This window comes from Burkholderia sp. MSMB1835 (genome assembly GCF_001526365.1).
In the GTDB taxonomy this organism is placed as follows: Bacteria; Pseudomonadota; Gammaproteobacteria; order Burkholderiales; family Burkholderiaceae; genus Burkholderia.
In genome coordinates this window covers 105,617-128,553 of sequence record NZ_LOYP01000059.1, presented here as the reverse complement: position 1 = coordinate 128,553, position 22,937 = coordinate 105,617, and the positions used below count along the sequence as shown (strand labels likewise).

Genomic DNA, 22,937 nt, shown 5'->3' with positions numbered 1-22,937 from the left:
TCTTTTCGGTTTTTTCCCTGCGGAAGGCATTCGTATCCGGTGGTACGGCCGGGCTTCAAACCCGGTTGGGGGTGTCGGACACTCCCGGGTCAGTTCGACTCTGGCTGCCTTCCGCCATCAGGCTTAAAGCGGATCTCGCGCTATCAAGCGGGGCGCGATTGATTTCGGCACATCGAGATGCATGACGTGAATTCCATCGATCGCGTGACGTAGCCCGTCGTCGGCAATGACGCGATGTGCGGTGTTGGCGCCGGCCGCCGTCGACGCTGGCAATTGCCGAATTCCGGTGTGTCCCGCGGGAAAACGTTCCAAATTTTGACAGTTCTTAACCGCTCTGAAAATGCGGGGGGCGCTATGATTTGCATCTATTTGACGAGCACATCGGACCCCCAATGAGTTCCGCACGATCACTCAACATCGGCATCACGATCGGCCTTCACCACGCGACCGAGAGTCTTTGGGTCAACGGCATCAAGCAGAACGCCTTGTATCTGATGAAGCTCTTTCAACACTCGCCGCTCGGTCATCAAGTCAAGCTCGTCAACACAACGAGCGTCGAGATCACGTCCGCTCTTCCCTGGGATATCAAGCAGTTTCCGGTATGTTCCTTCGACGACGCGAAAGATTCGCTGGATGTCCTGATCGAGCTCGGCGGGCAAATCGATCAACAGCAAACCTCGTATCTCCAGGCCCGGGGCGCAAAAGTCGTAAGCTATTGTTGTGGTCCGGAATACGTGCACATGATGCAGGCGATGATTTTTGGCAGACGGCACGCCGAAACGGTATTCATCAACCAGCGTTACGACCAAGTGTGGATCATCCCGCAAGTCGTCGATACCAGCGCCGGCTTCTTCAGCGTATTGCGACGCCAGCCTGTTCGCGAGGTGCCGTTTGTCTGGGATCCGATCTGCGTGGAAGAGCGATCGGCCGCACTACCGCATCGCGGGGAATATCGCCCGACCGGACAACCGAAGCGGTTGTCCGTGATGGAGCCGAACATCGATGTGACCAAGTTCTGCCTCTATCCGATCTTGATTGCGGAATTGGGTTATCGGAAGCTGGGCGAGAAAATATCCTATGTGCACGCGACGAACACGGAGCACCTGGCGAAAGGCAGCCCGGAATTCATCGGTATCGCAAGTCATCTGGATCTTGTGCGAGATTCGAAAATAAGCTTTGTCGGTTATTACAATACGCCCCAATTTCTTTCGGAATACACCGACATCGTCGTTTCTCATCAATCCGGCCTCGCGTTGAATTATTTCTATTTCGATGTTTGCTGGAACGGTTACGCGATGGTTCACAACGCAGACCTATGCCGAGAACTGGGCTACTTCTACAATAAAAACGACGTGGATGAAGGGTGCCGTCAACTCGAGCGAGCCGTCGAATTTCACGATGAAGATTGGCAGGGTTATCGAATTCAGCAACGAGAGCGGATCGGGCGGTTTTTGTCCACCAATCCGAAACAGGTGGAAGCGTATGACAGGTTGCTTCTCGGGCTTTTCGAGTGAAATCGATCGTCCGACAGCATGGCGTCACGCTCGCGTGTGGCGTCACGGCACACGACGATCTTGTCGCGGGGCGGCTGGTGCGACTCTTCCCGGAAAACCTGGCACGGCCTTCCGGGCGCAAGTTGTAGTCTGCCGCCCTCTGCCATTCCGTTGTCCCCCCGACAGTCTGCACACGCTTGCACCGCGCACGACGCCGCACAACGGTCTCGACCGCACAAACTTGATGGGGAAAAGCACTAGAAGTACGAGATTTATTTCCCGGCTATAGTGGAATGACTGACGGTAGACGTGGCGAGTTCTTGCCGATACCGGTCAGGCCATGACTGTATAGACGGGTTGCTGTATGAAAAATAAAACCGACAAGACCGCCGGACCGATCTGGGGCGTGGCAGCAGGATTGCTTCTTGCTGGCACGGGATTGAGTCTCGGAATTTTCCCGGCGGCGCTGCACGGTGCGGGAAGCGCAAACGACTTTCTGGCGTCCGGCGTCGCGATGCTGGGCATTTTCCTCGTCGTCTATTCCACGCACGAACTGCGAAGAAAGCGCTCGTACTGAACGTTCGCTCACCTCCGATCACGACAATCGACTCGACTCGACTCGACTCGAGCCGGCCGACGGCTCGGAGCGCGCTACGTCTTGCGGATTTCGTGGTTGTAGACGAGTTCGACGATGCGCTTCGTCGGAATACTCGCGCGCAGACGCTCGATACCGTCGATCGGAAACCACTTGCATTTCTCGATCTCGTTGTTCGCTTGCGGCGTCTGCTCCGGCCCGACTTCCGCGAAGAACACGTGATGGATCTTCGCGAGCCCGGTGAACTGCATCGAGTACATCAGATCCTGGCCGGTCATGCCGGTTTCTTCGCATAACTCACGATGCGCGGCTTCGAGCGGCGTCTCCCCGCGCTTGATCGTGCCGCCCGGCAGCGCCCAGCGCGACGCCGCACGCGTGACGAGCAACACGCGCTCGTCGCGATAGCAGACGACGGTCGCGCGTTCCTTGATCGGGGCGGCAGTCGTTTCGGGGGCGGTGTCGGGCGCGAGGATCTGGGGCATGTCGTGATTCTAACCAGCGCGACTCGATCGGCCAAGGCAGCCTGACCGGGTTTGACGATTGACGCTCGCCGACGCGTGGTCGGCCATCGCGTGACACGCCGAAAGCGCAAGGCCGGCGGCAGGGCCGTACGCCGGCCCCCGATGCCGTTCGGCTCTGGCGCGACGACCGGCGCGGCCCATCACGCCCCATCGCGCCCGGCACGTCGTCATGCGGTTCGCACCGCGATTGCCTTTACTTCTTTTCCGGCAGGAACCAGTTCATCACGAGCGCGCAGATGCCGCCCGTCGCCACGCCCGATTCCAGCACGTTCTTCAGTGCATGCGGCAGGCTGTTCAGGATGTCCGGCACTTGCGACACGCCGAGGCCCAGCGCGAGCGATACCGCGATGATCAGCAGCGCGCGGCGATCGAGGTGGACGCCCGCGAGGATGTTGATGCCGGACGCGGCCACCGCACCGAACATCACCATCGCCGCACCGCCGAGCACGGGCTCAGGCACGGCCTGCAGCACGCCGGCGACGACCGGGAACAGGCCGAGCACCACCAGCATGCCCGCGATCCAGATACCGACGTGACGGCTCGCGACGCCGGTGATCTGGATCACGCCGTTGTTCTGCGCGAATACCGAGCTCGGGAACGTATTGAACACGCCGGCCAGCAGCGAGTTCGCACCGTTGACGAGCACGCCGCCCTTGATGCGCTGCATCCACACCGATCCTTCGACCGGCTCGTTCGAGATCTTGCTGGTGGCCGTGACGTCGCCGATCGCTTCGAGCGACGTGACGAGGTAGATGATCAGCATCGGGACGAACAGCGCCCACGAGAAGCCGATGCCGAAGTGCAGCGGCGTCGGCACCTGGAACAGCGCGGCCTGGTGCATGCCGGTGAAGTCGAGGCGGCCGAGGAACGCGGCCGCGCAGTAACCGATCGCGAGCGCGATGACGAGCGCGGTGCTGCGCACCCAGACGATCGGCACGCGGTTCAGCAGGATGATCGTGCCGAGCACGAGGCCCGACAGCGTGAGGTTCTCCGCGCTCGCGAACGTGCCCTTGGCCATCGCGCCGTAGCCGCCGCCCATGCTGATGAGGCCGACCTTGATCAGCGTGAGGCCGATCAGCAGCACGACGATGCCGGTGACGAGCGGGGTGATCAGGCGCTTCACGAACGGCAGGATGCGCGACACGCCCATCTCGACGAACGACCCGGCGATCACGACGCCGAAGATCGCGGCCATCACGGTCTCGACCGGCGTGCCCTGCTTGACCATCAGGCTGCCGCCCGCGATCAGCGGGCCGACGAAGTTGAAGCTGGTGCCCTGGACGATCAGCAGGCCGGCGCCGAGCGGGCCGAAGCGCTTGCACTGAACGAAGGTGGCGATGCCGGAAATCACCAGCGACATCGACACGATCAGGGTCGTATCGCGGCTGGACACGCCGAGCGCCTGGCAGATCAGCAGGCCCGGCGTGACGATCGGCACGATGATCGCCAGCAGGTGCTGCAGCGCGGCAACGAAGGCGACCATCGGCGCCGGCCGGTCGTTCGGGCCGTAGACGAGGTCGCGGGCCGCTTCTGCGGCGTCGGCGCCGTGGGAGGCGGATGGGGCGGAGGAGGCGGGTTGCATGGCGAGCGGGCCGGACAAGGTGGAAAGTGCGGCATTTTAGCCGAAGGGCTCGCCGGCGCCGCCCGGGCGTGCCGCAATAGTCGGGATTCGGCGGAACGTGGAAAAGGGCCGGTTCGGCACCCGGCGATCGACGCATCGCTGCCAGGCGATCGCGGTCCGTTGAGCAACCGCTTCGCGAATGGCGAAATCCTGCCCTCGACGGCGGCGGCCGGCTGGCCCGAGCCGCGGAACGTCAGCCCGCGGCGCGTGCTTCGTTGCCGCGCGCCGTTGTGCGTGGCGGGCGGGAATCCGGATACGCGCGCTGGCAGACGGCAATGACCGTATCGCGCAGGCGGCGATGCACGGGGTCGCCGTGCATGCGCGGATGCCACAGCGCGGACACGAGGATCGCCGGCAGCCGGACCGGGATCTCGAAACTGCGCAGCCCGAGGGCTTCGATGAGCCCCGGCGAGCACGCGTTGCCGAGGCTCGAGCGCGGCACCAGCGCGATCAGGTCGGTGCTGGCCGCGACACGCATTGCGTCGGGGTAGCCCGGCACGACGACGTGCACGGCGGGGCCGGCGCCTGCGTCGACGGTCGAATCGTCGGCCGGCCCGCCGAAATCGCCGAGCTGGGCCGCCATCACGTGACGGCAGGCTGCATAGCGCGCGGGCGTGATCCGGGCCGACGCGAACAGCGGATGGCCGGCGCGCGCCACCGCGACGTGCCAGTCGTGAAAGAGCATGCGCGTGTGCAGTTCGGGCGCGTCGTCGCCGCGCTTGCCGATTTCGAGGTCGACGGTGCCGTCGCGCAACGCTTGCGGATCGCGGTCGAGTTTCGGGACGAAGCGAATACGCACGTGCGGCGCGACATCGCCGAGTGCGGCCACCACCGGGCCGGACAGCATTTCCATGAACGACGCGGCTGCGCGGATCGTGAACGTGGCCGTGAGCGTGGCGAAGTCGACGTCGGCGGTCGCCGGCCGGAGCACCGCGCGCGCGTCGCTTGCGACGGCATGCACGCGCTCGCGCAACGCGGCGGCGTGCGGCGTCGGCACGAGCTTGCGCCCCGCGCGCACCAGCAGTTGATCGCCGGTGGCGACGCGCAGCCGCATGAGCGTGCGGCTCATCGCGGACGTGCTCAGGCCCAGCCGCCGCGCGGCGCCGGTCACGCTGCTCTCCGACAGCAGCGCGTCGAGCGCGGTGACGAGGTTCAGGTCGATGTCTTCCATGCGGACAGGATACGCCACTGCGGGGTTTGGCATGGCGTTCGATGCAACGATGGATTGCATTCGATGCGTCTGGCGCCTGTCGAGGTGTGCGCCTATAGTGGGTGCGTCACGAAACAGGGCAAAGGCGAAACACCATGCAATCGACCGAATCGAATCGACGAAACGCCCCCGCGATCCTGCTCGTCGCGGCATCGCGCGGCCTCGGGCTGGCGATGGCGGAGGCATTCCTGAACAAGGGCTGGCACGTGACGGGCACGGTGCGCGAAGGATCGGGGCGCACGAAGCTGCACGACCTGGCCGACCGGTTCGACGGCCGGGTCGAGATCGGCACGCTCGACATCTGCGAGCCCGCGCAACTCGCCGCGCTGCGCGAGCGCCTGTCGGGCCGGCGCTTCGACATGCTGTTCGTGAATGCCGGCACGACCAACGATCCGAATGAAACGATCGGCGAAGTGACGACCGACGAATTCGTGCGCGTGATGATCACGAATGCGCTGGCGCCGATGCGCGTGATCGAGACGCTGCAGGATCTGGTGACCGACGACGGGCTGATCGGCGCGATGTCGTCGGGACAGGGCAGCGTCGCGAACAACGTGACCGGCATGCGCGAGGTGTACCGCGGCAGCAAGGCGGCGCTGAACCAGTTCATGCGCAGCTTCGCGGTGCGTCAGGCCGATACGCGCCGCGCGCTCGCGCTGATGGCGCCCGGCTGGGTCCGCACCGAACTGGGCGGCCCCGACGCGCGCCTGACCATCGACGAAAGCGTGCCGAGCCTCGTCGACGTGCTGCTGGCGAAGCGCGCGCGGCCCGGGCTCGAGTACCTCGACTATCTGGGGCGGACGGTGCCCTGGTAAGCAGGATGGTCGCGCAAGCTCGCGGCGGCCGGCCGGGTTCCGGCTTGCCGTGAGCGTGCCGTGCGGGATCGGGCCCGATGTTCGCGGCCCGGCCGCGGCGCTGCGAAGGCCGGGCCGATTCAATACAATGCGACGACGCGTCAGCGATACGGTGCCGCCTCATCGCGTTTGAATCCGTCCGGTTCATGGCGGATGGTGTGCGCTCCCGTCGTGACGGCCTGGTGTCGAACCTGGAGCGCAGCATGAACGAACCCTATCTGCAGGTGATCGCGCATTACTTCGCGAAACCCGGCAACGGCGACCGCGTGGTCGAACTGCTCGCGGAACTCGCGCCGGCCACGCGGGCCGAGCCGAAGAACCTCGACTACGCGTACTTCCGGTCGCCGGAGAACCCCGACCACATCGTGATCCTCGAGCGCTACCGCGATGCGGACGGCCTCGATGCGCATCGGGAAACGCCGCATTTCCAGCGGATCGGCGTCGGCGCGATCATTCCGTTGCTCGATCGTCGCGACGTGATCCGCTACATGGTGCAGCCGGACGCCGGCACGGCGACGCCACCGGGAGGCACCCGATGAACCCGTTTCAATTCCGTACCGTTCCGACGCAGATCGTCGAATTCGGCGCCGCGCGCCGGCTCGGCGCGCTGTTGCGCGAACGCTTTCCGGCGCTCGCGCGGTTGTGCGTGGTCACCGACGCGTTCCTGCATCGCAGCGGCGTGCTCGCGCCCGCGCTGGAGAGCCTCGCCGCGCACGGCTGGCAGGTCGCCGTGATCGACGACGTGATCGCCGATCCGCCCGAGCACGTGGTGCTCGAGGCGACCGAGCGGGCCGTCGCGGCCGATGCCGAGATCGTGCTCGGCCTGGGCGGCGGCTCGTCGATGGACGTCGCGAAGCTGATCGCGGTGCTCGCGCCGGGGCAGCAGGCGCTGGCCGACATGTACGGCGTCGACAAGGTCTCGTGCGCGCGGCTGCCGCTCGTGCAGATGCCGACCACGGCCGGCACCGGCTCCGAGGTCACGGCCGTGTCGATCGTCACGGTCGGCGAGGCGCGCAAGATGGGCGTCGTGTCGCCGCATCTGTTCGCGGACGTCGCGATCCTCGACGCGGAACTCACGCTCGGCCTGCCGCGCGCGGCGACGGCCGCCACCGGCATCGACGCGATGGTGCATGCGATCGAGGCGTACACGTCCGCGCGGCTGAAGAATCCGGTATCCGACATGCTGGCCACGCACGCGCTGACGCTGCTGTCGCGCAACCTGCTAGCCGCATGCGACGACGGGCAGAACCGGCGCGCGCGCGAAGCGATGCTGGTCGGCGCGATGTTCGCGGGGCAGGCGTTCGCGAATGCGCCGGTCGCGGCCGTGCACGCGCTGGCCTATCCGGTCGGCGGCATCTTCCACGTGCCGCACGGGCTGTCGAATGCGCTCGTGCTGCCGCACGTGCTGCGCTTCAACGCGCCGGCCGCCGCGCCGCTGTATGCGGAACTGGCGGCCATCGTCGCGCCGTCGGCCACGGGCAGCGACGAAGCGAAAACGCATGCGCTGATCGCCGAGATCGACCGGCTGATCGTCGCGACGGGCATTCCGCGCACGCTGCACGAGGTCGGCATCGGCGAGGCCGATCTGCCGAGGATGGCGTCGGACGCGATGCTGCAGACGCGCCTGCTCGTGAACAATCCGCGCGAAGTGACCGAGGCCGACGCGCTGGAGATCTACCGGCAGGCGTGGTGACGGGCGGCGCGGGCACGGCGTTGGCCGTCACGGGGCACGAGGCACACGCGGCCTGCCGCGCGGGCCGTGCTGCCGCATGCGCATGCCGGCGCGCCGGCCGCGCGTCCGCAGCCCTTCGTCCTTACAGGCGCGACGCGTCCGCGCCGGCCGCGACCACGTACGCCGAGGCCTGCCTGGTGCCGTCCGGCTTCGTCTGCAGGTACACGCCCTGGATTTCCGGTTCGAAGCCCGGCAGCGCGTTGATCCCGGCTTCGAGCGCGCGGAAGTAGTCGAGCGCCGGGCCGCCCCACACTTCACCCGGCACCACGCAGAAGATACCGGGCGGATAGGGCAGCGCGCCTTCGGTCGCGATCCGGCCTGCGATGCGGTCGAGCGTGACGAGTTCGACGTTGTTGCGGATCAGCTCGGCATTCGCAGCCTGCGGCAGCATCGCCTGCTTCGGGAACTGCGCGCGCCGGAACATCTGCTTCTGCAGATGCTTCATGTCGTGGCTGCGGTAGAAATCGTGCATGCGCTGGCACAGCTGCCGCAGGCGCATGGTGCCGTACAGCTCCGGATATGCTTCGCACAGCGATGGAATCGCTTCGCTCAGCGGCGTGTCCTGGTCGAGATGGCGCTCGAACTGCGCGAGGTGCGCGACCAGATGCTGCAGCTTGCCGAAACTCTCCGACGGCGTGAGCAGGAACAGGATCGTGTACAGGTCGGCTTTCTCGGGCACGACGCCGTGCTCGCGCAGATAGCGCGCGAGAATCGGCGCCGGTGCGCCGAACGGCGCGTATTCGTGCGTATCGCGATCGATGCCGGGCGTGGTCAGCAGCAGCTTGCACGGATCGACGAAATACTGGTCGTCCGCATAGCCTTCGAAGCCGTGCCACGTGTCGGCCGGATGGAAGCGGAAGAAGCGCAGGTCGTCGACGATCTGCTCGGTCGGGTAATCGGCCCACGGGCGGCCGTCGATCTGCTGCGGGACGAACGGGCGGATCTGACGGCAGGTTTTCAGCAGCAGCTTGCGCGCATCGACGCCATGTGCGACGCAGTCGCGCCACAGGCGCTTGCCGGCCGGGCCCGCGTGCATCTGCGCGTTGACGTCGAGCGCCGCGAACATCGGGTAGAACGGGCTCGTCGACGCGTGGATCATGTACGCGTTGTTGAAGCGCCGATGATCGCAGAAGCGCTTCTGGCCTTCGATGTGGCTGTCCTTCTTGTGGATCTGCGACGTCTGCGAGAAGCCGGCCTGCTGCTTGTGCACCGACTGCGTGACGAAGATGCCGGGATCGTCGGGGCCGAGCGTCAGCATCAGCGGCGAGCAGTCCTGCATCATGGGGATGAACTGCTCGTAGCCGACCCACGCCGAATCGAACAGGATGTAGTCGCACAGATGGCCGATCCGGTCGACGATTTCGCGCGCGTTGTAGATCGTGCCGTCGTAGGTGCCGAGCTGGATCACCGCGAGCCGGAACGGGCGCGGCAGGTCGGCGCGCTCGGGCGCGACGTCGCGGATTGCGTCGCGAATGCGCGCCTCGCCGAGCGCCGCGCTGTCGACGCCGCCGATGAGGCCCCACGCGTTGCGTGCGGTCTCGAGATAGACCGGCCGCGCGCCGGACAGCACGAGCGCGCCGAGGTGCACCGACTTGTGGTTGTTGCGGTCGAACAGCACGAGATCGTCGGGCGCGAGCAGCGCGCTCGTGACGACCTTGTTCGACGTCGACGTGCCGTTCAGCACGAAGTAGGTCTTGTCCGCGTTGTAGATGCGTGCGGCGTTGCGCTGCGCTTCCAGCGCGGGCCCTTCGTGGATCAACAGGTCGCCGAGCCGGACGTCCGCGTTGCAGAGGTCCGCGCGAAAGAGGGTTTCGCCGAAGAAGTCGAAGAACATCCGGCCGAGCGGATGATTCGAAAAGAACTGGCCGCCCTGGTGGCCCGGGCAGTCGAATTCGACGTAGCCACGCTGCACGTATTCGCGCATGACCTTGAAGAACGGCGGCAGCAGGTTCTCGCTGTAGATGTCGGCGGCGGCGGAAATCTGCCGGCCGTAGTAATGGCGGCCGCCGTGCCGAAGCTGGATCACGCCGCTCGCGCGCGGCAGGACCGACGGCGGCACTTCCTGGTCGGGCTCGACCGCGACGAAGAACGGAATCGCGAAACCGGTTCTTTCGACGGTTTTCAGCACCTTTTCCGCGGAATCGATTCCAACGACGATTGCCGCGATATTCGTGAAATCGGTCTGAAATACGTCGACCTGTTCGTGCGTGGTGAGGAAGGCGCCGATCAGCGCCGGCTCGACTGCGATTTTCAACAGGCTCACGCGAACTCTCCGGTAAATGACCTGAAAACGGGAGCCGCATTCATATCGGCGCGCAATCCGGGCCCGACACGCGCTGCAGCCGATCGAAACGGTCCCGCGAATGCTGAATGCCGAATGCGCACTGCACCAGAAGCCTTGCGCGGCGCGGCACCGCCGCGATCTAGCCGGGTCCGGCGCAGCCGATCGTAGCAACAAAATCCCGCGAATTCAATCGAACCGAATCGGCAATGTCATTGCGGCATGAGCATGATCAAACAATCCGGAATTGGCATGCTGCGGCGCACATAAAAATGATCCAATGATGAAATCCGATTTGAAAGGCGCCGATGGTTTTACCGAATCGTCAGCTTTTCAGAGAAAAGCATCTATGGCATAGTCGGCTCCGAATTGGATGGCGAATCAAGCCGGAATTGCGAGCGTCTCATGCCGCTGCCCGTGGCCTGCTGTCCGCGTGCTCGTGAGACGAACGATACCAATCGAAGCAACGCAACAGCGAGGGTCAACATCATGAATACTTCCGCCGGCGGCATTCGTCGTCTGGGCATGCGTGCGCTACTGGTCGACGACGAAATCGCGCAGGAAACCGCAACCGGGCGCGCGGTCCGCACGCTGAGCGCGGAGCTCGCGCAACGCGGTATCGACGTGTTGACGGCCACGTCCGCCGACGATGCCATCGTGCTGATCCGCTCCGATCCGTCGATCCAGTGCGTGCTGCTCGACTGGGATCTCGGCGTGGACGGCCACGGGCCGTCCGAGGCCGTGGTCGACGCGATCCGGCATCGCAACGGCAGCGTGCCGATCTTCCTGCTGGCCGACCGCAGCGTCGCGTCGTCGGTACCGGCCGCGGTGATGGGCAAGGTCGACGATTTCGTGTGGCTGCTCGAGGATACGGCCGACTTCATCGGCGGGCGCATTCACGCGTCGATCGAACGCTATCGCTCGACCGTCCTGCCGCCGATGTTCGGCGCGCTCGCGAAGTTCTCGCGCGTCTACGAATACTCGTGGCATACGCCCGGCCACACCGGCGGCACCGGATTCCTGAAATCGCCGGTCGGCCGCGCGTTCTTCGAATACTTCGGCGAATCGCTGTTCCGCTCGGACCTGTCGATCTCGGTGGGCGAACTCGGCTCGCTGCTCGACCACTCGGGCCCGATCGGCGAAAGCGAGCGCTACGCGGCGCGCGTGTTCGGCGCGCATCGCACGTATCACGTGACGAACGGCTCGTCGACGTCGAACCGCATCATCCTGATGGCGAGCGTGAGCCGCGACCAGATCGCGCTGTGCGACCGCAATTGCCACAAGTCGGCCGAGCACGCGATGACGATGTCGGGCGCGATCCCGACGTACCTCGTGCCGACGCGTAACCGCTACGGGATCATCGGGCCGATCGCCGCGGAGCGCCTCACGCAGACGGCCATCCGCGAGGCGATCGCGTCGAACCCGCTCGCGGCCGGGCTGGCGGATCGCCAGCCGAAGCACGCGATCGTCACGAACTCGACGTACGACGGCCTCTGCTACAACGTGACGCGTGTCGAGGAGCTGCTCGGCGCGAGCGTCGATCGGCTGCACTTCGACGAGGCGTGGTACGGCTACGCGCGTTTCAACCCGATCTACCGCGACCGTCATGCAATGCACGGCGACCCGCGCGACCATCATGCGGACCGGCCCACGGTGTTCGCGACGCAGTCGACGCACAAGCTGCTGACCGCGCTGTCGCAGGCGTCGTACATCCACGTGCGCGACGGCCGCAGCCCGATCCCGCACGGTCAGTTCAACGAAACGTTCATGATGCATGCGTCGACGTCGCCGAACTACGCGATCATCGCGTCGAACGACGTCGCGGCCGCGATGATGGACGGCCCCGGCGGCGCCGCGCTGACGCGCGAGTCGATCGAGGAGGCCGTCGCGTTCCGGCAGATGATCGCGCGGATGAACGGCGAATTCGGCGCGAAGGGCGACTGGTTCTTCGAGTGCTGGCAGCCCGACACCGTGCTGGAGGCGCGCACGGGCCGCACGCTGCCGTTCCACGATGCGCCGCCCGAGTTGCTCGCGAGCGACCCGGCGTGCTGGGTGCTGCGCCCCGGCGCGCAATGGCACGGCTTCGGCAACGTCGAGGACGGCTACTGCATGCTCGATCCGATCAAGGTGTCGATCGTCACGCCGGGCGTCGCGCCGGCCGGCGGGCTGATGCCGGTCGGCATTCCGGCGAGCGTCGTCACCGCGTATCTCGATGCGCGCGGCATCGTCGTCGAGAAGACGACCGATTTCACGATCCTGTTCCTGTTCTCGATCGGCATCACGAAGGGCAAGTGGGGTTCGCTCGTCAGCGCGCTGTGCGATTTCAAGCGCGACTACGACGCGAACCTGCCGCTCGACCTGGCGATTCCGTCGCTCGCGAAGGCGCATGGCTCGCGCTATGCGGGCATGGGGCTGAAGGACCTGGCCGACACGATGTTCGCGGCGATGGAGCAGCTCGGCACGACGCGCCTGATGTCGGAGGCGTTCTCGATCCTGCCGAAGCCGGAGATGAGCCCGGTGCGCGCGTACGAGCATCTCGTGCAGGGCCGCATCGAGCAGGTGACGCTCGACGAGCTGGCCGGGCGGACGGTGGCCACCGGCGTCGTGCCGTATCCGCCGGGTATCCCGCTCCTGATGCCGGGCGAGAACGCGGGGCCGGCCGGCGGCCCGGTGCTCGGCTACCTGAAGGCGCTCGAAGCGTACGACCGGCGGTTCCCGGGGTTCGCGCACGACACGCACGGCGTGGAGGTCGAGGACGGCACCTACCGCGTGTATTGCCTGACGACCTGAAGCCCGGCCGGGCATACGAGCGACCGGCCGCGCGGCGGCCTCACATCGAAGGATCGACACCATGGAAAACGCAGCGCGCATGTCCGACGCGGCCCCGGCGGCCGCGCCGAAAAACCGGATGAACGTCTGGCAGCTCACCATCCTCACGGCGGTCAACATGATGGGCTCCGGCATCATCCTGCTGCCGTCGAAGCTCGCGCAGGTCGGCACGATCTCGCTGCTGTCGTGGATCGTCACGGCCGGCGGCTCGCTCGCGCTGGCCTACGCGTTCGCGCGCTGCGGGATGCTGAGCCGCAAGCCGGGCGGAATGGGCGGCTACGCGGAGTACGCGTTCGGCAAGGCCGGCAACTACATGGCGAACTACACGTACGGGCTGTCGCTCGTGATCGCCAACGTCGCGATCGGCGTCACGGCGGTCGGCTACGGCACCGTGCTGTTCGATGCGACGTTGTCGCCGCTGCAGACCGGCCTGTGGACGATCTTCCTGCTCGTGCTGACGACGGTCGCGAACTTCGGCGGCTCGCGCATCACCGGCCGGATCGGCTCGGTGACGGTGTGGGGCGTGATCATTCCGGTCGTCGTCGTGTCGCTGATCGGCTGGTTCTGGTTCAGCGGCGCGACCTGGGGCGCGGCGTGGAATCCGCACGGCATGCCGTTCGGGCCGGCGGTCGGCAGCTCGATCGCGGTGACGCTGTGGGCGTTCCTCGGGCTCGAATCGGCGTGCGCGAACTCGGACGCCGTGGAGAATCCGGAGCGCAACGTGCCGATCGCCGTGCTCGGCGGCACGATCGCGTCGGCGATCTTCTACATCGTGTCGACCAACGTGATCGCGGGCATCGTGCCCAACGCGATCCTCGCGAAGTCGAATGCGCCGTTCGGCATCGCGTTCGCGACGATGTTCACGCCGACCGTCGGCACGATCGTCACCGCGCTGATGGTGATCGCGTGCATCGGCTCGCTGCTCGGCTGGCAGTTCACGGTGGCGCAGGTGTTCAAGAGCTCGGCGGACGTCGGCTATTTCCTGCCGGTGTTCGCACGCGCGACGCGCACCGGCACGCCGATCGTCGGCATGGTGATCCTGCTGGTCGCCCAGGTCGCGCTGGCGCTGATGACGATCAGCCCGGAGCTGAGCAGCCAGTTCCAGAAGATCGTCGATCTCGCGGTCGTCACGAACCTCGTGCCTTACGTGATGTCGATGGCCGCGCTGATCACGATCCAGAAGGTCGCGAAGGTGCCGCCGGGCAAGGCGCTGGTGACGAACGCGATCGCGATGATCGCGACCGCGTACAGTTTCTATGCGCTGTTCAGCTCGGGCGAGCAGGCGCTGATGCTCGGCGGCCTGTGCGTGTTCCTCGGCTGGACGCTGTTCGGCTTCGTCAGCGCGCGCTTCTACCAGATGGAAGTCGATGCGCACGTGAAGGAGCCGGGGAAGTCGCTGCAGGCGTGATGGCTACCGGTCGTGCTTCACCAGTAACGGCGGGAGCGCCTTTTTCAGCAGATCGACGACGGCGCGCACGCGCGGCGGCAGCGGCCGCTGCGCGTGCACCAGCACGTTGAGCGCGAATTCGGGGATGTCGTAGTGCGGCAGCAGGCGGACGAGCCGGCCCTGCGCGAGCGCATCGGCGCACGCCGGGTACTGAACCACGCCGATGCCGCCGCCCGCCGCGATCGTGTCGAACATCGGGCGCCAGTGGCTGGTGGTGATGACCGTCCGGATGCGCGCGTATTCGACCGCGCTGCCGTCACGCTGCAGCGGCACCTGTTCGTTCGCGAATACGCCTTTCACGCGGATGAACGGATGGTTCGCGAGATCGGCCTTCGTGTCGAGCGGGCCATGCCGGTCGAGATACGACGGCGCGGCGACGAGCACGCGGCCGACCGCGCCGAGCGCGTAGGCGACGAACCCACCGTCGCCGAGCTGGCCGACCCGGATCGAAATGTCGACGCCTTCGGTGACCGGATCGACGATATCGTCGTTCAGCACCAGGTCGATGTGCAGCTTCGGATACGCGGTGCGGATCTGCATCAGCACGCCCGGCATCACGACCTCGCCGAAACATTGCGGCGCCGCGAGCCGGATCGTGCCGTCGAGCGCATTCTCCGTCTTCGACACCGATGCAACGGCCAGTTCGGCCGCTTCGAGCAGCGCCTTGCTGCGTTCGTAGAAGATGCGGCCTTCCTCCGTGCACGCGAGGGTGCGCGCACTGCGCATCAGCAGCCGCGTGCCGAGATGCCTTTCGAGTTTCTCGATGCGCTCGCTGACGGCCGGTTGGCCCATGTCGAGATCCCGCGCCGCGCCGGACATCGTGCCGCGCTCCACGACCCTGACGTAGATGCGCATCGTCGCCAACAAATCCATGAAGTCGCGCCTTTTGTCTTCCGGTCCGATTTTTACCGATCGACGGATGGTATCAAAGCGGCGGAAGGGCGGCGTGTGCGTCGTGCCGATACCGACTATCGGCCGGAGGGCGACCGGCGCCGTCGAAGCCGCGTGCGTTCGTCCACGCCGTGAGCGAAAATCGGTTTTCTTTCGCGCGACCGACAGGAGACCCGACATGACGCAACGGAGCGACGCCCCGCGGACGCACTGCGTCGCATGGCAGATCGTGCAGACGTGGCAAGCGGCCGAATGGTGCCGGCTCGACGAGTCGCAAACGGGCATCGCGCTGTCGGGCGCGGTGGCGGGCGCGATCGACGGTGCGCCGTTTCGCATCGATTACGCGATCGCATGCGGGACCGACTGGCTCACGCGCTCGGCGCGCGTGACGCGATGGACCGGTACGGCGCCGCCACGGCAATGGGACATTGCCTGCGATGCCGGGCAGTGGACGATCGACGGTGTCGCTGCGCCGATGCTTGCGGGCGCAACCGATATCGATCTCGGCTTCAGTCCGTCGACCAATACGCTGCCGATCCGGCGACTGGCGCTTGCCGTCGGCGAGTCGGCCGCGATTCGCACCGCGTGGCTGCGGTTTCCGGATTTCGGCATCGTGCGCGGCGAGCAGCGCTATACGCGCACCGCGCCGCACGTGTATCGCTACGAGAGCGGCACATACGCGGCCGATATCGCGATCGACGACGCAGGCCTCGTCACCGACTACGACGAATGGCGACGCATCGGCGCGGTGCCTGCGTCGTGACGCGCCGCATCGCGAATAGCGCGCTTGTGCCGTGACGCGTCAACGCGCGCTCGCCACCGACAGCTTGCCCGGGATCAGCTTCAGCGTGCTGAACGCGTCGGCGATGCTCTGCTGGTACGCGACCGTCGCATCGGTGATCGGCTGCACGCCGTAGCCGGCGCGCTTGAGCGCGACTTCGAGCGTCGGCGCGTCGAGGCCGACGAGCGGCGACAGTTGTGCGGCCACCTCCGGCACGTGATCGCGCGCCCAGCGATCGACCGCGTCGACTTCGTCGAGCAGCGCGCGCACCACCTGCGGGTGCGCGGTCGCGTACTTGCGCGCCGCAAGGTAGTACTGCGTGTTGCGCACGAGCCCGTCGCCGTTCGCGATCGCGCGGGCGCCGAGCTGCCGTTCGGCGGCGGCCAGATACGGATCCCAGATCACCCACGCATCGACGCTGCGCTGCACGAACGCGGCGCGCGCGTCGGCCGGCGTCAGGTAGATCGGCTGGATGTCGGCATACGCGAGGCCCGCGTGTTCGAGCGCCTTCACGAGCAGATAGTGGACGTTCGAGCCCTTGTTGAACGCGACCTTCTTGCCGCGCAGTTGCGCGACGGTGCGGATCGGCGAATCGGGCAGCACGACGATCGCCTCGCCCTGCGGTGCGGGCGGCTCGTTGCCGATGTAGACGAAATCGACGCCGCCGGCCTGCGCGAAGATCGGCGGGGTTTCGCCGACCGTGCCGACGTCGATCGCGCCGGCGTTCAGCCCTTCGAGCAGTTGCGGGCCCGCCGGGAATTCGAGCCATTGCACGGTGACGCCCTGGCTCGCGAGACGCTTCTCGAGCGTGCCGCGCGCCTTGAGCACGACGAAGTTGCCGTATTTCTGGAAGCCGATGCGCAACCGCGTGCCGCCGGCGTCGGCGCGTGCGGGCGCGGCCGCGAGCGGCCCGAGCGCGAGTCCGGCCAGCCCGGCGGCCGCGCCGTGCAGCCATCGGCGGCGGTGCGGGTTCGCCGGGGTCGTTTCAAGGTCTGCGTGCGGTGTGTCGTTCATCGAGGCGTCCTGCTGGCGGGTTCACGGGGCGCGCGGGCATGGCGCGATCGGCACGGGACGTGGACGGTCGCGAGCGATGCGCGCGGCCGGCCCGCGCCGGACTCGAGACGATACGACCAGGCGGGACGGCGGCCAACCAATGAATCCGCATATGCAAATCAGCCGCCGGACGATACGTGAACGGCGACGCGGCAGGGCGCCGCGCGCTCAGGCGGTGACGAGCAGGCTTTCCTCGATCGAATCGACGCGGTCCGGATAGAACGCGAGGTGCCCGCGAATCGATTCGACCGCCGGATTCGGATGCTCGTACGTCCACACCGCATTGGTCGCGCGTTCGCCGCCGGCCGGAATCGAGTAGTACGCGCAATCGCCCTTGTACGGGCAGTAGGTCGCGTGATCGGTACGCTCGAGCAGCGACATGTCGGCATCCTCGCGCGGAATGTACAGCACCGCCGGATAGCTGGCCTCGCGCAGCACCAGTGCATGGCGCGTATCGGCGACGACCTTGCCGGCGACCTTCACGACCACGCGCGACGAGTGCGGTTCGATCAGGATCGGGTGATCGGGGCCCGGCGACTTCACGGGACGAGACGGCGTATCGGGGTTGAGCGACATGCGTGGGTCCTCCAGGAATGGGCGGCGCACCGGCGGGCGCGCCGTGCCGGCATGCGTGCGCCGGCGGATTCCCGCGCACCGGTGCCGGCGTTGGCCAACCGATACGATGCGCCAATTCGGCGGAACCTGCAGGGGGCCGGAAGGATGTCCGCAACCGTGAGCGAACGGTGCTGCGTCATGACGCCGGGCCGGGCGTCGCGGCGGTGTTCCGCGAGCATGTCCACGGCGCTCGCATGGACATTCCCATGCAGGGGCAGCGGGATGCATCCGCGACGATAAGCAACGCGGAATTAATTGGTAAGCGATCGGCGGGATGCGCGCGAAGATCGACGGTCGTCATTCGCATGGCACTTCTTGCTTGCCTCTCTCACCATGAAGAATCCTTTCGTTTCGTCAGCCGCGCGCCGTACGCGCGGCGTATCGCATGCCGGCGCCGCGCTGCGCTGCATGGCTGCGTCGCTGCTGCTGGCCGGCGCCGTGCCGCACGCGCTCGCGGCACCCGCGGGCAAGACACTCGTGTACTGCTCCGAAGGCAGCCCGGCCGGCTTCGATCCCGGCCAGCATACGACGAGCACCGATTTCGATGCGAGCACGTACACGATCTACAACGGGCTCGTGCAATTCAAGCGCGGCACGCTCGATCTCGTCCCGTCGCTGGCGACGAGCTGGGACGTGTCGCCCGATCAGCGCACGATCACGTTCCACCTGCGGCGCGGCGTGAAATTCCAGACGACCGCGTGGTTCAAACCGACCCGGCCGTTCCAGGCCGACGACGTCGTGTTCACGTTCCGCCGGATGCTCGACCCGAACGATCCGTTTCGCCAGGCCTATCCGGTCAGCTTCCCGTATTTCAGCGATCTCGGCTTCGACCGCAACATCGAGCGCATCGAGAAGGTCGACGACTATACGGTGCGCTTCGTGCTGAAGTCGCCCGACGTCGTCTTCGTGCGCAATCTCGCGATGGCGTTCGCGTCGGTGCTGTCGGCCGAATATGCGTCGCAGCTCGCCGCACGCCATCGCGAGTCGGACATCAATCAGTTCCCGGTCGGCACGGGGCCGTTCCTGCTGCGCACGTACCAGAAGGACGCGCTGATCCGCTACGACGCGAATCCCGACTACTGGAAGCCGGACGACGTGAAGCTCGCGCGCCTCGTGTTCGCGATCACGCCCGATCCGGCTGCGCGGTTGCAGAAGCTCGTGGCCGGCGAATGCCAGGTGTCGGTGTTTCCGCGGCCGGCCGATCTCGAGACGGTGCGGCGCGACCCGAAGCTGACGCTGTTCTCGGGGACGGGCTTCAACGTCGGCTTCGTCGCGTACAACACGCAGCATTCGCCGCTCGATCGCGTCGACGTGCGGCGCGCGCTCGACATCGCGATCGACAAGACGGCGATCATCAAGACCGTATTCAACGGCGACGCGACGATCGCGACGAACCCGATGCCGCCCGCGCAATGGTCGTACAACCCGCGCCTGAAGGACGCGCCGCGCGATCCGGCGGCCGCGAAGGCGTTGCTCGCGCAGGCCGGTTTTCCGAACGGCTTCGACCTGACGCTGTGGGCGATGCCCGTGCAGCGCCCGTACAACCCGAATGCCCAGCTGATGGCGCAACTGATCCAGCAGGACTGGGCGAAGATCGGCGTGCGCGCGAAGATCGTCAGCTACGAATGGGGCGAATACAACCGCCGCGCGAAACACGACGGGCAGCACGACGCGATCCTGTACGGCTGGTCGGGCGACAACGGCGACCCCGACAACTGGCTCGGTACGTTGCTCGGCTGCGATGCGGTGCACGGCAGCAATCTCGCGAAATGGTGCAACAAGGACTTCGAGCAACTCGTGACGGCGGCGCGTTCGAACGCGGATGTCGCGAAGCGCACGGCGCTGTACGAGCAGGCGCAGGTGGTGTTCAAGGACCAGGTGCCGTTCACGCCGATCGCGACGTCGATCGTGTCGCTGCCGATTTCCAGGCGCGTACACGGGCTGACGTTCTCGCCGCTCGGCGGACACCGGTTCGACGGCGTGTGGCTCGATTGAGGGAGATGTCGACGGACGCGAGATGCGCGGTCGCACGGTCGACGTTCGGCGACGACGTACCGGATCTCGACACGGCGCGGCCGCGCTGAACGCGCGCCCGCGCCCCGCGGGGCGCCTCTCAGGCGGCCACGTTCCGGATGGCGATCGACGCGACGTCGACGCGGCGCGGCAGGATCGCGTCCGCCGCCGCGCGATCGGCGACGCGCTGCAGCACGTCGATGTCGGCGCCGCTGAGGCTGCGCTGCGCGAGCGCGGCCCGGCGCGCGATATCGGTGGCCGCGTCGGGCGGCAGGCGCGTGAGCGATGCATAGACGCTCGCATAGTCGGCGGGATGTGCGAGCGCCCATTGGCCCGCACGGGCGAGCCGCGCGAGCACGTCCGCGAGCGCCGCGCGCTTGCCGCGATCGTCGAGGGTTTCGACCGGCGACGTGAGGAACGCGAGCCCCGAATTGATGCCGCTGCCGTCGCGGACGATGCGCGCGCCGCGTCGCACCGCGTGCCCGTAGTACGGATCGAACGTGGCCCAGATGCCGATCCGCTTCGCCTCGAACGCGGCGAACGCGTCGACCGGCAGCACGAAGCGCACGTCGACGTCGCGCGGCGCGAGCCCGTGTTCGCGCAGCGCGCCGTACAACTGGTATTGCGAGATGCTGCCCCGCGCCGACGACACGACGACGGTTTGCCCTTTCAGGTCGGCCACCGTGCGCACCGGCGAGTCGGGCTGCACGACGATGCCGAGCGACGTCGGCGAGCCGACGCGCGTCGCGACGATCCGCAACGACGGATCGCCGAGCGCGGCCGTCAGGACGGGAAGGTCGCCGGCGGGCGCGAGATCGATCGCGCCCGCGCGCTGCGCTTCGAACAGCGGCGCGGCGCCCTGGAAGTTGGCCCAGCGGAACCGGTACGGCGTGCCGTCGAGCACGCGCGCCGCTTCGGCCAGCGCCCGCAGGCCGCCGGCCTGGTCGCCGAGCACGAGCGTGACGCCCGACAGGTCGGCGCCGGCCGCGCTCGCGGGCAGCGCGAGGCCGCTCGCGAGCGGCGCGGCGGCGAGGGCGGCAAGGCGCTGCAGCGTGCGGCGGCGTGCCGTGGCGAAAGAGTGGGTCATCGGCGGCGTGTCCTCGGTTCGGTGATCCGCGCGCGGGCGGCGCGGCTGCCGGGCAGATTACGGAATCGGTTTCCGGCCGACAAACATCGAATCGTGAAATGCATATTCGCGCGGCACGTCGTTTCGATCTGTCAGCCTTTCAGCGCGTCGCGATCGACCTGCGCGTCGTGCAGGTCGCGCGTGGCGTTGCGCAGCTTCGTTTGCTTGTCGGCGAGCTTGCGTTGCGCGTTGTTCAGCTTCCTTGCATCGCCGAGCGCTTCGGCTTCGCGGACGCGCGCCTGTGCGTCGCGTACCTCGTCTTCCGCGTGGCGCCGGTCGCGCGCCTTGTCGGTCAGCTTGCGTTCGGCGCGTGCGAGCTGGCCGGCATCCGTGCAGTTGGCCATGATCCGGTCGAGCGCGGCCTGCTGGCGCATCGCCTGTTGCGTGTTGCCGAACCGTTTCGCGTTGTCGATCTGCGTGTGCAGCGCGCGGATGCGTGTCGAGCAGTCCTGAGTACCGGCGAATGCGCCGGCGCTCGCGAATAGCGCGACCGGGACGGCCAGCGCGACGAGTGCGTTCTTCATGCGGATTTCCTCGATTCGATAAAGCGGCTATGGGTGCTCGCGACGCGACGTCCGTCGGCACGTGTTCAACGCGTCATTCTGAAGAGTCGGTGCGGCGCGGGTAAATAGGACCGGTCTGACATGCGGCGTTCGAGCGCACGCTTTCCGCCCAGCGGCGGCGCCGGTCAGTGCGACTTCGTCGCGATGCGATGGATGCGTGCCGCCTGCGCGACGCGTGCCGGATGCGACGCATGGCAATGCGTGGCCGGTCCGCGGCGCGTGCGCCGGGCGGGCTCGGGCGGATCGGCGGCGGCCGGCGCGGTTGTCGGGATGTCCGCATCGGGGCCGGAAGCGGCGACCGCGGCGACTGCCGGCAGCGCCGCCTCGGCGTCGAGCCACGCGCGCGTCGCTTCGGCGATCAGTCCGCGCAGCCACCGACCGCCTTCCGCGCACGATCCCGCTTCGTTCCACGTCATCCGGTACACGATGTCCGGCGGCTCGGCCGGCAGCGCGACCGCGGCGAGCGGCAGCAGCTTCGCGTAGTGCCGTGCGAGCCGGTACGTGGTGGTGAGGATCAGGTCGGTGCGCACGAGCGCATGCGCGGCGAGCTCGAAGTGCGGCAGCGTGACGGCGATGCGCCGCTGCAGGCCCACGCGCTCGAGTTGCCGGTCGATCGCGCCGGACGCTTCGAGCCACGACGGCGTCGGGCACAGTTGCGGCGCCGCCGCGAACCCGGCGGCCGTCATCGCGCCGCGCCGCGCGAGCGGATGCGTCGCGCGCATCAGGCACACGACGCGATCGTCGAACAGGTCGTCCTGCCGGAAGCGCGACCGGCGTGCGGGCCGGTTGTCGATCACGACGTCGAGTTCGCCGTCGGCCAGCGCGCGTTCGTCGTCGAATCCGTCGCCGAGCGGATGAAACACCAGCTGCGCGTTCGGCGCCCGCTCGCGAAACAGCGCGACGAGCTTCGGCACGAACAGCACGTTCAGGTAGTCGGGGCAGCCGATCCGGTAGGTGCGCACCGACGTGCGCGCGTCGAACGTCGGCTGCTGGATGCGGATGAAGTCGATCACGCGCAGCGCGTTGCGCAGCGGCTCGATCAGGCGCGCGCCGAATTCGGTCGGCACCATCCCGTAGCGGCTGCGCACCAGCAGCGGATCGCCGAGCAGCGTGCGCAGGCGCTTGAGCGCGGCGCTCGTCGCCGGCTGCGACATGTTCAGGCGCACGGCCGCACGCGACACGGTGCGCTCGGTCAGCAGCACGAGCAGGATGCGCATCAGCCGTGCATCGAGCACGTCGAGCGCGCCCGCGGCGTCGGACGCGTCGCGGGGCAGGGTGGGCCGGTCTAGCGGGTTGCGCATGCCGATACGCG

19 protein-coding genes and 1 tRNA gene are annotated in these 22,937 nt (G+C 67.2%); 10 read left to right on the top strand and 10 right to left on the bottom strand.

All coding sequences use genetic code 11. From position 1 onward, the window contains the following. Positions 1–21 precede the first annotated feature (21 nt). The 3 genes from WS96_RS29965 (at position 22) to WS96_RS33330 (ending at position 2,070) form a co-directional block, all read left to right on the top strand. Positions 22–117, top strand: a tRNA-Sec gene (locus tag WS96_RS29965). Positions 118–392: 275 nt separating this feature from the next. Continuing rightward, positions 393–1,514 carry a DUF2827 domain-containing protein gene (locus WS96_RS29960; protein ID WP_059837468.1) on the top strand — a complete coding sequence of 374 codons (1,122 nt, stop codon included), beginning with the start codon at positions 393–395 and terminating at the stop codon, positions 1,512–1,514. 343 nt (positions 1,515–1,857) lie between these two features. Then, positions 1,858–2,070, top strand: coding sequence for a hypothetical protein (locus WS96_RS33330; protein ID WP_082720393.1), 213 nt, complete (start codon positions 1,858–1,860; stop codon positions 2,068–2,070). Positions 2,071–2,144: 74 nt separating this feature from the next. Here WS96_RS33330 and WS96_RS29955 read toward each other — a convergent pair whose 3' ends face one another. From WS96_RS29955 to WS96_RS29945, 3 genes are all read right to left on the bottom strand, one after another. Next, the gene (locus tag WS96_RS29955) at positions 2,145–2,570 is read right to left on the bottom strand and encodes an NUDIX hydrolase (protein WP_059837467.1); all 426 of its coding nucleotides are present in this window, start codon (positions 2,568–2,570) and stop codon (positions 2,145–2,147) included. Between the two features lie 232 nt (positions 2,571–2,802). After that, complete coding sequence (locus WS96_RS29950) at positions 2,803–4,191, bottom strand: nucleobase:cation symporter-2 family protein (protein ID WP_059837466.1); 1,389 nt, start codon at positions 4,189–4,191, stop codon at positions 2,803–2,805. A gap of 232 nt (positions 4,192–4,423) precedes the next feature. Further along, positions 4,424–5,401 carry a LysR family transcriptional regulator gene (locus WS96_RS29945; protein ID WP_059837465.1) on the bottom strand — a complete coding sequence of 326 codons (978 nt, stop codon included), beginning with the start codon at positions 5,399–5,401 and terminating at the stop codon, positions 4,424–4,426. 134 nt (positions 5,402–5,535) lie between these two features. Here WS96_RS29945 and WS96_RS29940 point away from each other — a divergent pair, with 134 nt between their 5' ends. The 3 genes from WS96_RS29940 to WS96_RS29930 all read left to right on the top strand — a co-directional run bounded on the left by WS96_RS29940 (position 5,536) and on the right by WS96_RS29930 (position 7,987). Then, positions 5,536–6,255, top strand: coding sequence for an SDR family oxidoreductase (locus WS96_RS29940; protein WP_034205134.1), 720 nt, complete (start codon positions 5,536–5,538; stop codon positions 6,253–6,255). A gap of 242 nt (positions 6,256–6,497) precedes the next feature. Then, a complete protein-coding gene (locus WS96_RS29935) occupies positions 6,498–6,833 on the top strand; it encodes a putative quinol monooxygenase (protein WP_034205133.1) in 336 nt (111 codons plus the stop codon). Then, complete coding sequence (locus WS96_RS29930) at positions 6,830–7,987, top strand: iron-containing alcohol dehydrogenase (RefSeq protein WP_059837464.1); 1,158 nt, start codon at positions 6,830–6,832, stop codon at positions 7,985–7,987. Before WS96_RS29935 ends, WS96_RS29930 begins: the two co-directional genes overlap by 4 nt. Positions 7,988–8,108: 121 nt before the next feature. Here WS96_RS29930 and WS96_RS29925 read toward each other — a convergent pair whose 3' ends face one another. Then, on the bottom strand, positions 8,109–10,289 hold the full coding sequence (locus tag WS96_RS29925) for an ornithine decarboxylase (protein ID WP_059837463.1): 2,181 nt from the start codon (positions 10,287–10,289) through the stop codon (positions 8,109–8,111). Between the two features lie 507 nt (positions 10,290–10,796). Here WS96_RS29925 and WS96_RS29920 point away from each other — a divergent pair. Together WS96_RS29920 and potE are read left to right on the top strand one after the other, a co-directional pair. After that, the gene (locus WS96_RS29920) at positions 10,797–13,097 is read left to right on the top strand and encodes an Orn/Lys/Arg decarboxylase N-terminal domain-containing protein (RefSeq protein WP_059837462.1); all 2,301 of its coding nucleotides are present in this window, start codon (positions 10,797–10,799) and stop codon (positions 13,095–13,097) included. Between the two features lie 61 nt (positions 13,098–13,158). After that, the gene (potE, locus tag WS96_RS29915; protein ID WP_059837461.1) at positions 13,159–14,544 is read left to right on the top strand and encodes a putrescine-ornithine antiporter; all 1,386 of its coding nucleotides are present in this window, start codon (positions 13,159–13,161) and stop codon (positions 14,542–14,544) included. Positions 14,545–14,547: 3 nt separating this feature from the next. On the opposite strand, the gene WS96_RS29910 is transcribed toward potE, so the two are convergent. Continuing rightward, positions 14,548–15,456, bottom strand: a complete 909-nt coding sequence (locus tag WS96_RS29910; RefSeq protein WP_059837460.1) for a LysR family transcriptional regulator — start codon at positions 15,454–15,456, stop codon at positions 14,548–14,550. Positions 15,457–15,652: 196 nt separating this feature from the next. Between WS96_RS29910 and WS96_RS29905 the strand changes: the two genes are divergently transcribed. Further along, on the top strand, positions 15,653–16,237 hold the full coding sequence (locus WS96_RS29905; protein ID WP_059837459.1) for a putative glycolipid-binding domain-containing protein: 585 nt from the start codon (positions 15,653–15,655) through the stop codon (positions 16,235–16,237). Between the two features lie 39 nt (positions 16,238–16,276). Here the strand turns inward: WS96_RS29905 and WS96_RS29900 are convergent, their stop codons facing one another. Then, positions 16,277–17,269: a sulfonate ABC transporter substrate-binding protein gene (locus WS96_RS29900; protein ID WP_059837458.1), complete on the bottom strand. Its 993-nt coding sequence runs from the start codon at positions 17,267–17,269 to the stop codon at positions 16,277–16,279. A gap of 207 nt (positions 17,270–17,476) precedes the next feature. After that, complete coding sequence (locus WS96_RS29895; RefSeq protein WP_034205125.1) at positions 17,477–17,884, bottom strand: DUF427 domain-containing protein; 408 nt, start codon at positions 17,882–17,884, stop codon at positions 17,477–17,479. A gap of 372 nt (positions 17,885–18,256) precedes the next feature. Between WS96_RS29895 and WS96_RS29890 the strand changes: the two genes are divergently transcribed. Further along, the gene (locus tag WS96_RS29890) at positions 18,257–19,918 is read left to right on the top strand and encodes an ABC transporter substrate-binding protein (protein WP_059837457.1); all 1,662 of its coding nucleotides are present in this window, start codon (positions 18,257–18,259) and stop codon (positions 19,916–19,918) included. A gap of 118 nt (positions 19,919–20,036) precedes the next feature. Here the strand turns inward: WS96_RS29890 and WS96_RS29885 are convergent, their stop codons facing one another. The 3 genes from WS96_RS29885 to WS96_RS29875 form a co-directional block, all read right to left on the bottom strand. After that, the gene (locus tag WS96_RS29885) at positions 20,037–21,023 is read right to left on the bottom strand and encodes an ABC transporter substrate-binding protein (protein ID WP_059837456.1); all 987 of its coding nucleotides are present in this window, start codon (positions 21,021–21,023) and stop codon (positions 20,037–20,039) included. Positions 21,024–21,154: 131 nt separating this feature from the next. Further along, on the bottom strand, positions 21,155–21,586 hold the full coding sequence (locus WS96_RS29880) for a DUF1090 family protein (protein WP_059837455.1): 432 nt from the start codon (positions 21,584–21,586) through the stop codon (positions 21,155–21,157). Positions 21,587–21,750: 164 nt separating this feature from the next. Next, the gene (locus WS96_RS29875; RefSeq protein WP_059837845.1) at positions 21,751–22,926 is read right to left on the bottom strand and encodes a LysR family transcriptional regulator; all 1,176 of its coding nucleotides are present in this window, start codon (positions 22,924–22,926) and stop codon (positions 21,751–21,753) included. Positions 22,927–22,937 lie beyond the last annotated feature (11 nt).

Excerpts from the sequence above, each read along its gene's own strand:
- WS96_RS29960 (WP_059837468.1), top strand. The coding sequence starts at position 393 with ATGAGTTCCGCACGATCACTCAACATCGGCATCACGATCGGCCTTCAC.
- WS96_RS33330 (WP_082720393.1), top strand. The coding sequence starts at position 1,858 with ATGAAAAATAAAACCGACAAGACCGCCGGACCGATCTGGGGCGTGGCA.
- WS96_RS29955 (WP_059837467.1), bottom strand. The coding sequence starts at position 2,570 with ATGCCCCAGATCCTCGCGCCCGACACCGCCCCCGAAACGACTGCCGCC.
- WS96_RS29950 (WP_059837466.1), bottom strand. The coding sequence starts at position 4,191 with ATGCAACCCGCCTCCTCCGCCCCATCCGCCTCCCACGGCGCCGACGCC.
- WS96_RS29945 (WP_059837465.1), bottom strand. The coding sequence starts at position 5,401 with ATGGAAGACATCGACCTGAACCTCGTCACCGCGCTCGACGCGCTGCTG.
- WS96_RS29940 (WP_034205134.1), top strand. The coding sequence starts at position 5,536 with ATGCAATCGACCGAATCGAATCGACGAAACGCCCCCGCGATCCTGCTC.
- WS96_RS29935 (WP_034205133.1), top strand. The coding sequence starts at position 6,498 with ATGAACGAACCCTATCTGCAGGTGATCGCGCATTACTTCGCGAAACCC.
- WS96_RS29930 (WP_059837464.1), top strand. The coding sequence starts at position 6,830 with ATGAACCCGTTTCAATTCCGTACCGTTCCGACGCAGATCGTCGAATTC.
- WS96_RS29920 (WP_059837462.1), top strand. The coding sequence starts at position 10,797 with ATGAATACTTCCGCCGGCGGCATTCGTCGTCTGGGCATGCGTGCGCTA.
- potE (WP_059837461.1), top strand. The coding sequence starts at position 13,159 with ATGGAAAACGCAGCGCGCATGTCCGACGCGGCCCCGGCGGCCGCGCCG.
- WS96_RS29910 (WP_059837460.1), bottom strand. The coding sequence starts at position 15,456 with ATGGATTTGTTGGCGACGATGCGCATCTACGTCAGGGTCGTGGAGCGC.
- WS96_RS29905 (WP_059837459.1), top strand. The coding sequence starts at position 15,653 with ATGACGCAACGGAGCGACGCCCCGCGGACGCACTGCGTCGCATGGCAG.
- WS96_RS29900 (WP_059837458.1), bottom strand. The coding sequence starts at position 17,269 with ATGAACGACACACCGCACGCAGACCTTGAAACGACCCCGGCGAACCCG.
- WS96_RS29895 (WP_034205125.1), bottom strand. The coding sequence starts at position 17,884 with ATGTCGCTCAACCCCGATACGCCGTCTCGTCCCGTGAAGTCGCCGGGC.
- WS96_RS29890 (WP_059837457.1), top strand. The coding sequence starts at position 18,257 with ATGAAGAATCCTTTCGTTTCGTCAGCCGCGCGCCGTACGCGCGGCGTA.
- WS96_RS29885 (WP_059837456.1), bottom strand. The coding sequence starts at position 21,023 with ATGACCCACTCTTTCGCCACGGCACGCCGCCGCACGCTGCAGCGCCTT.
- WS96_RS29880 (WP_059837455.1), bottom strand. The coding sequence starts at position 21,586 with ATGAAGAACGCACTCGTCGCGCTGGCCGTCCCGGTCGCGCTATTCGCG.
- WS96_RS29875 (WP_059837845.1), bottom strand. The coding sequence starts at position 22,926 with ATGCGCAACCCGCTAGACCGGCCCACCCTGCCCCGCGACGCGTCCGAC.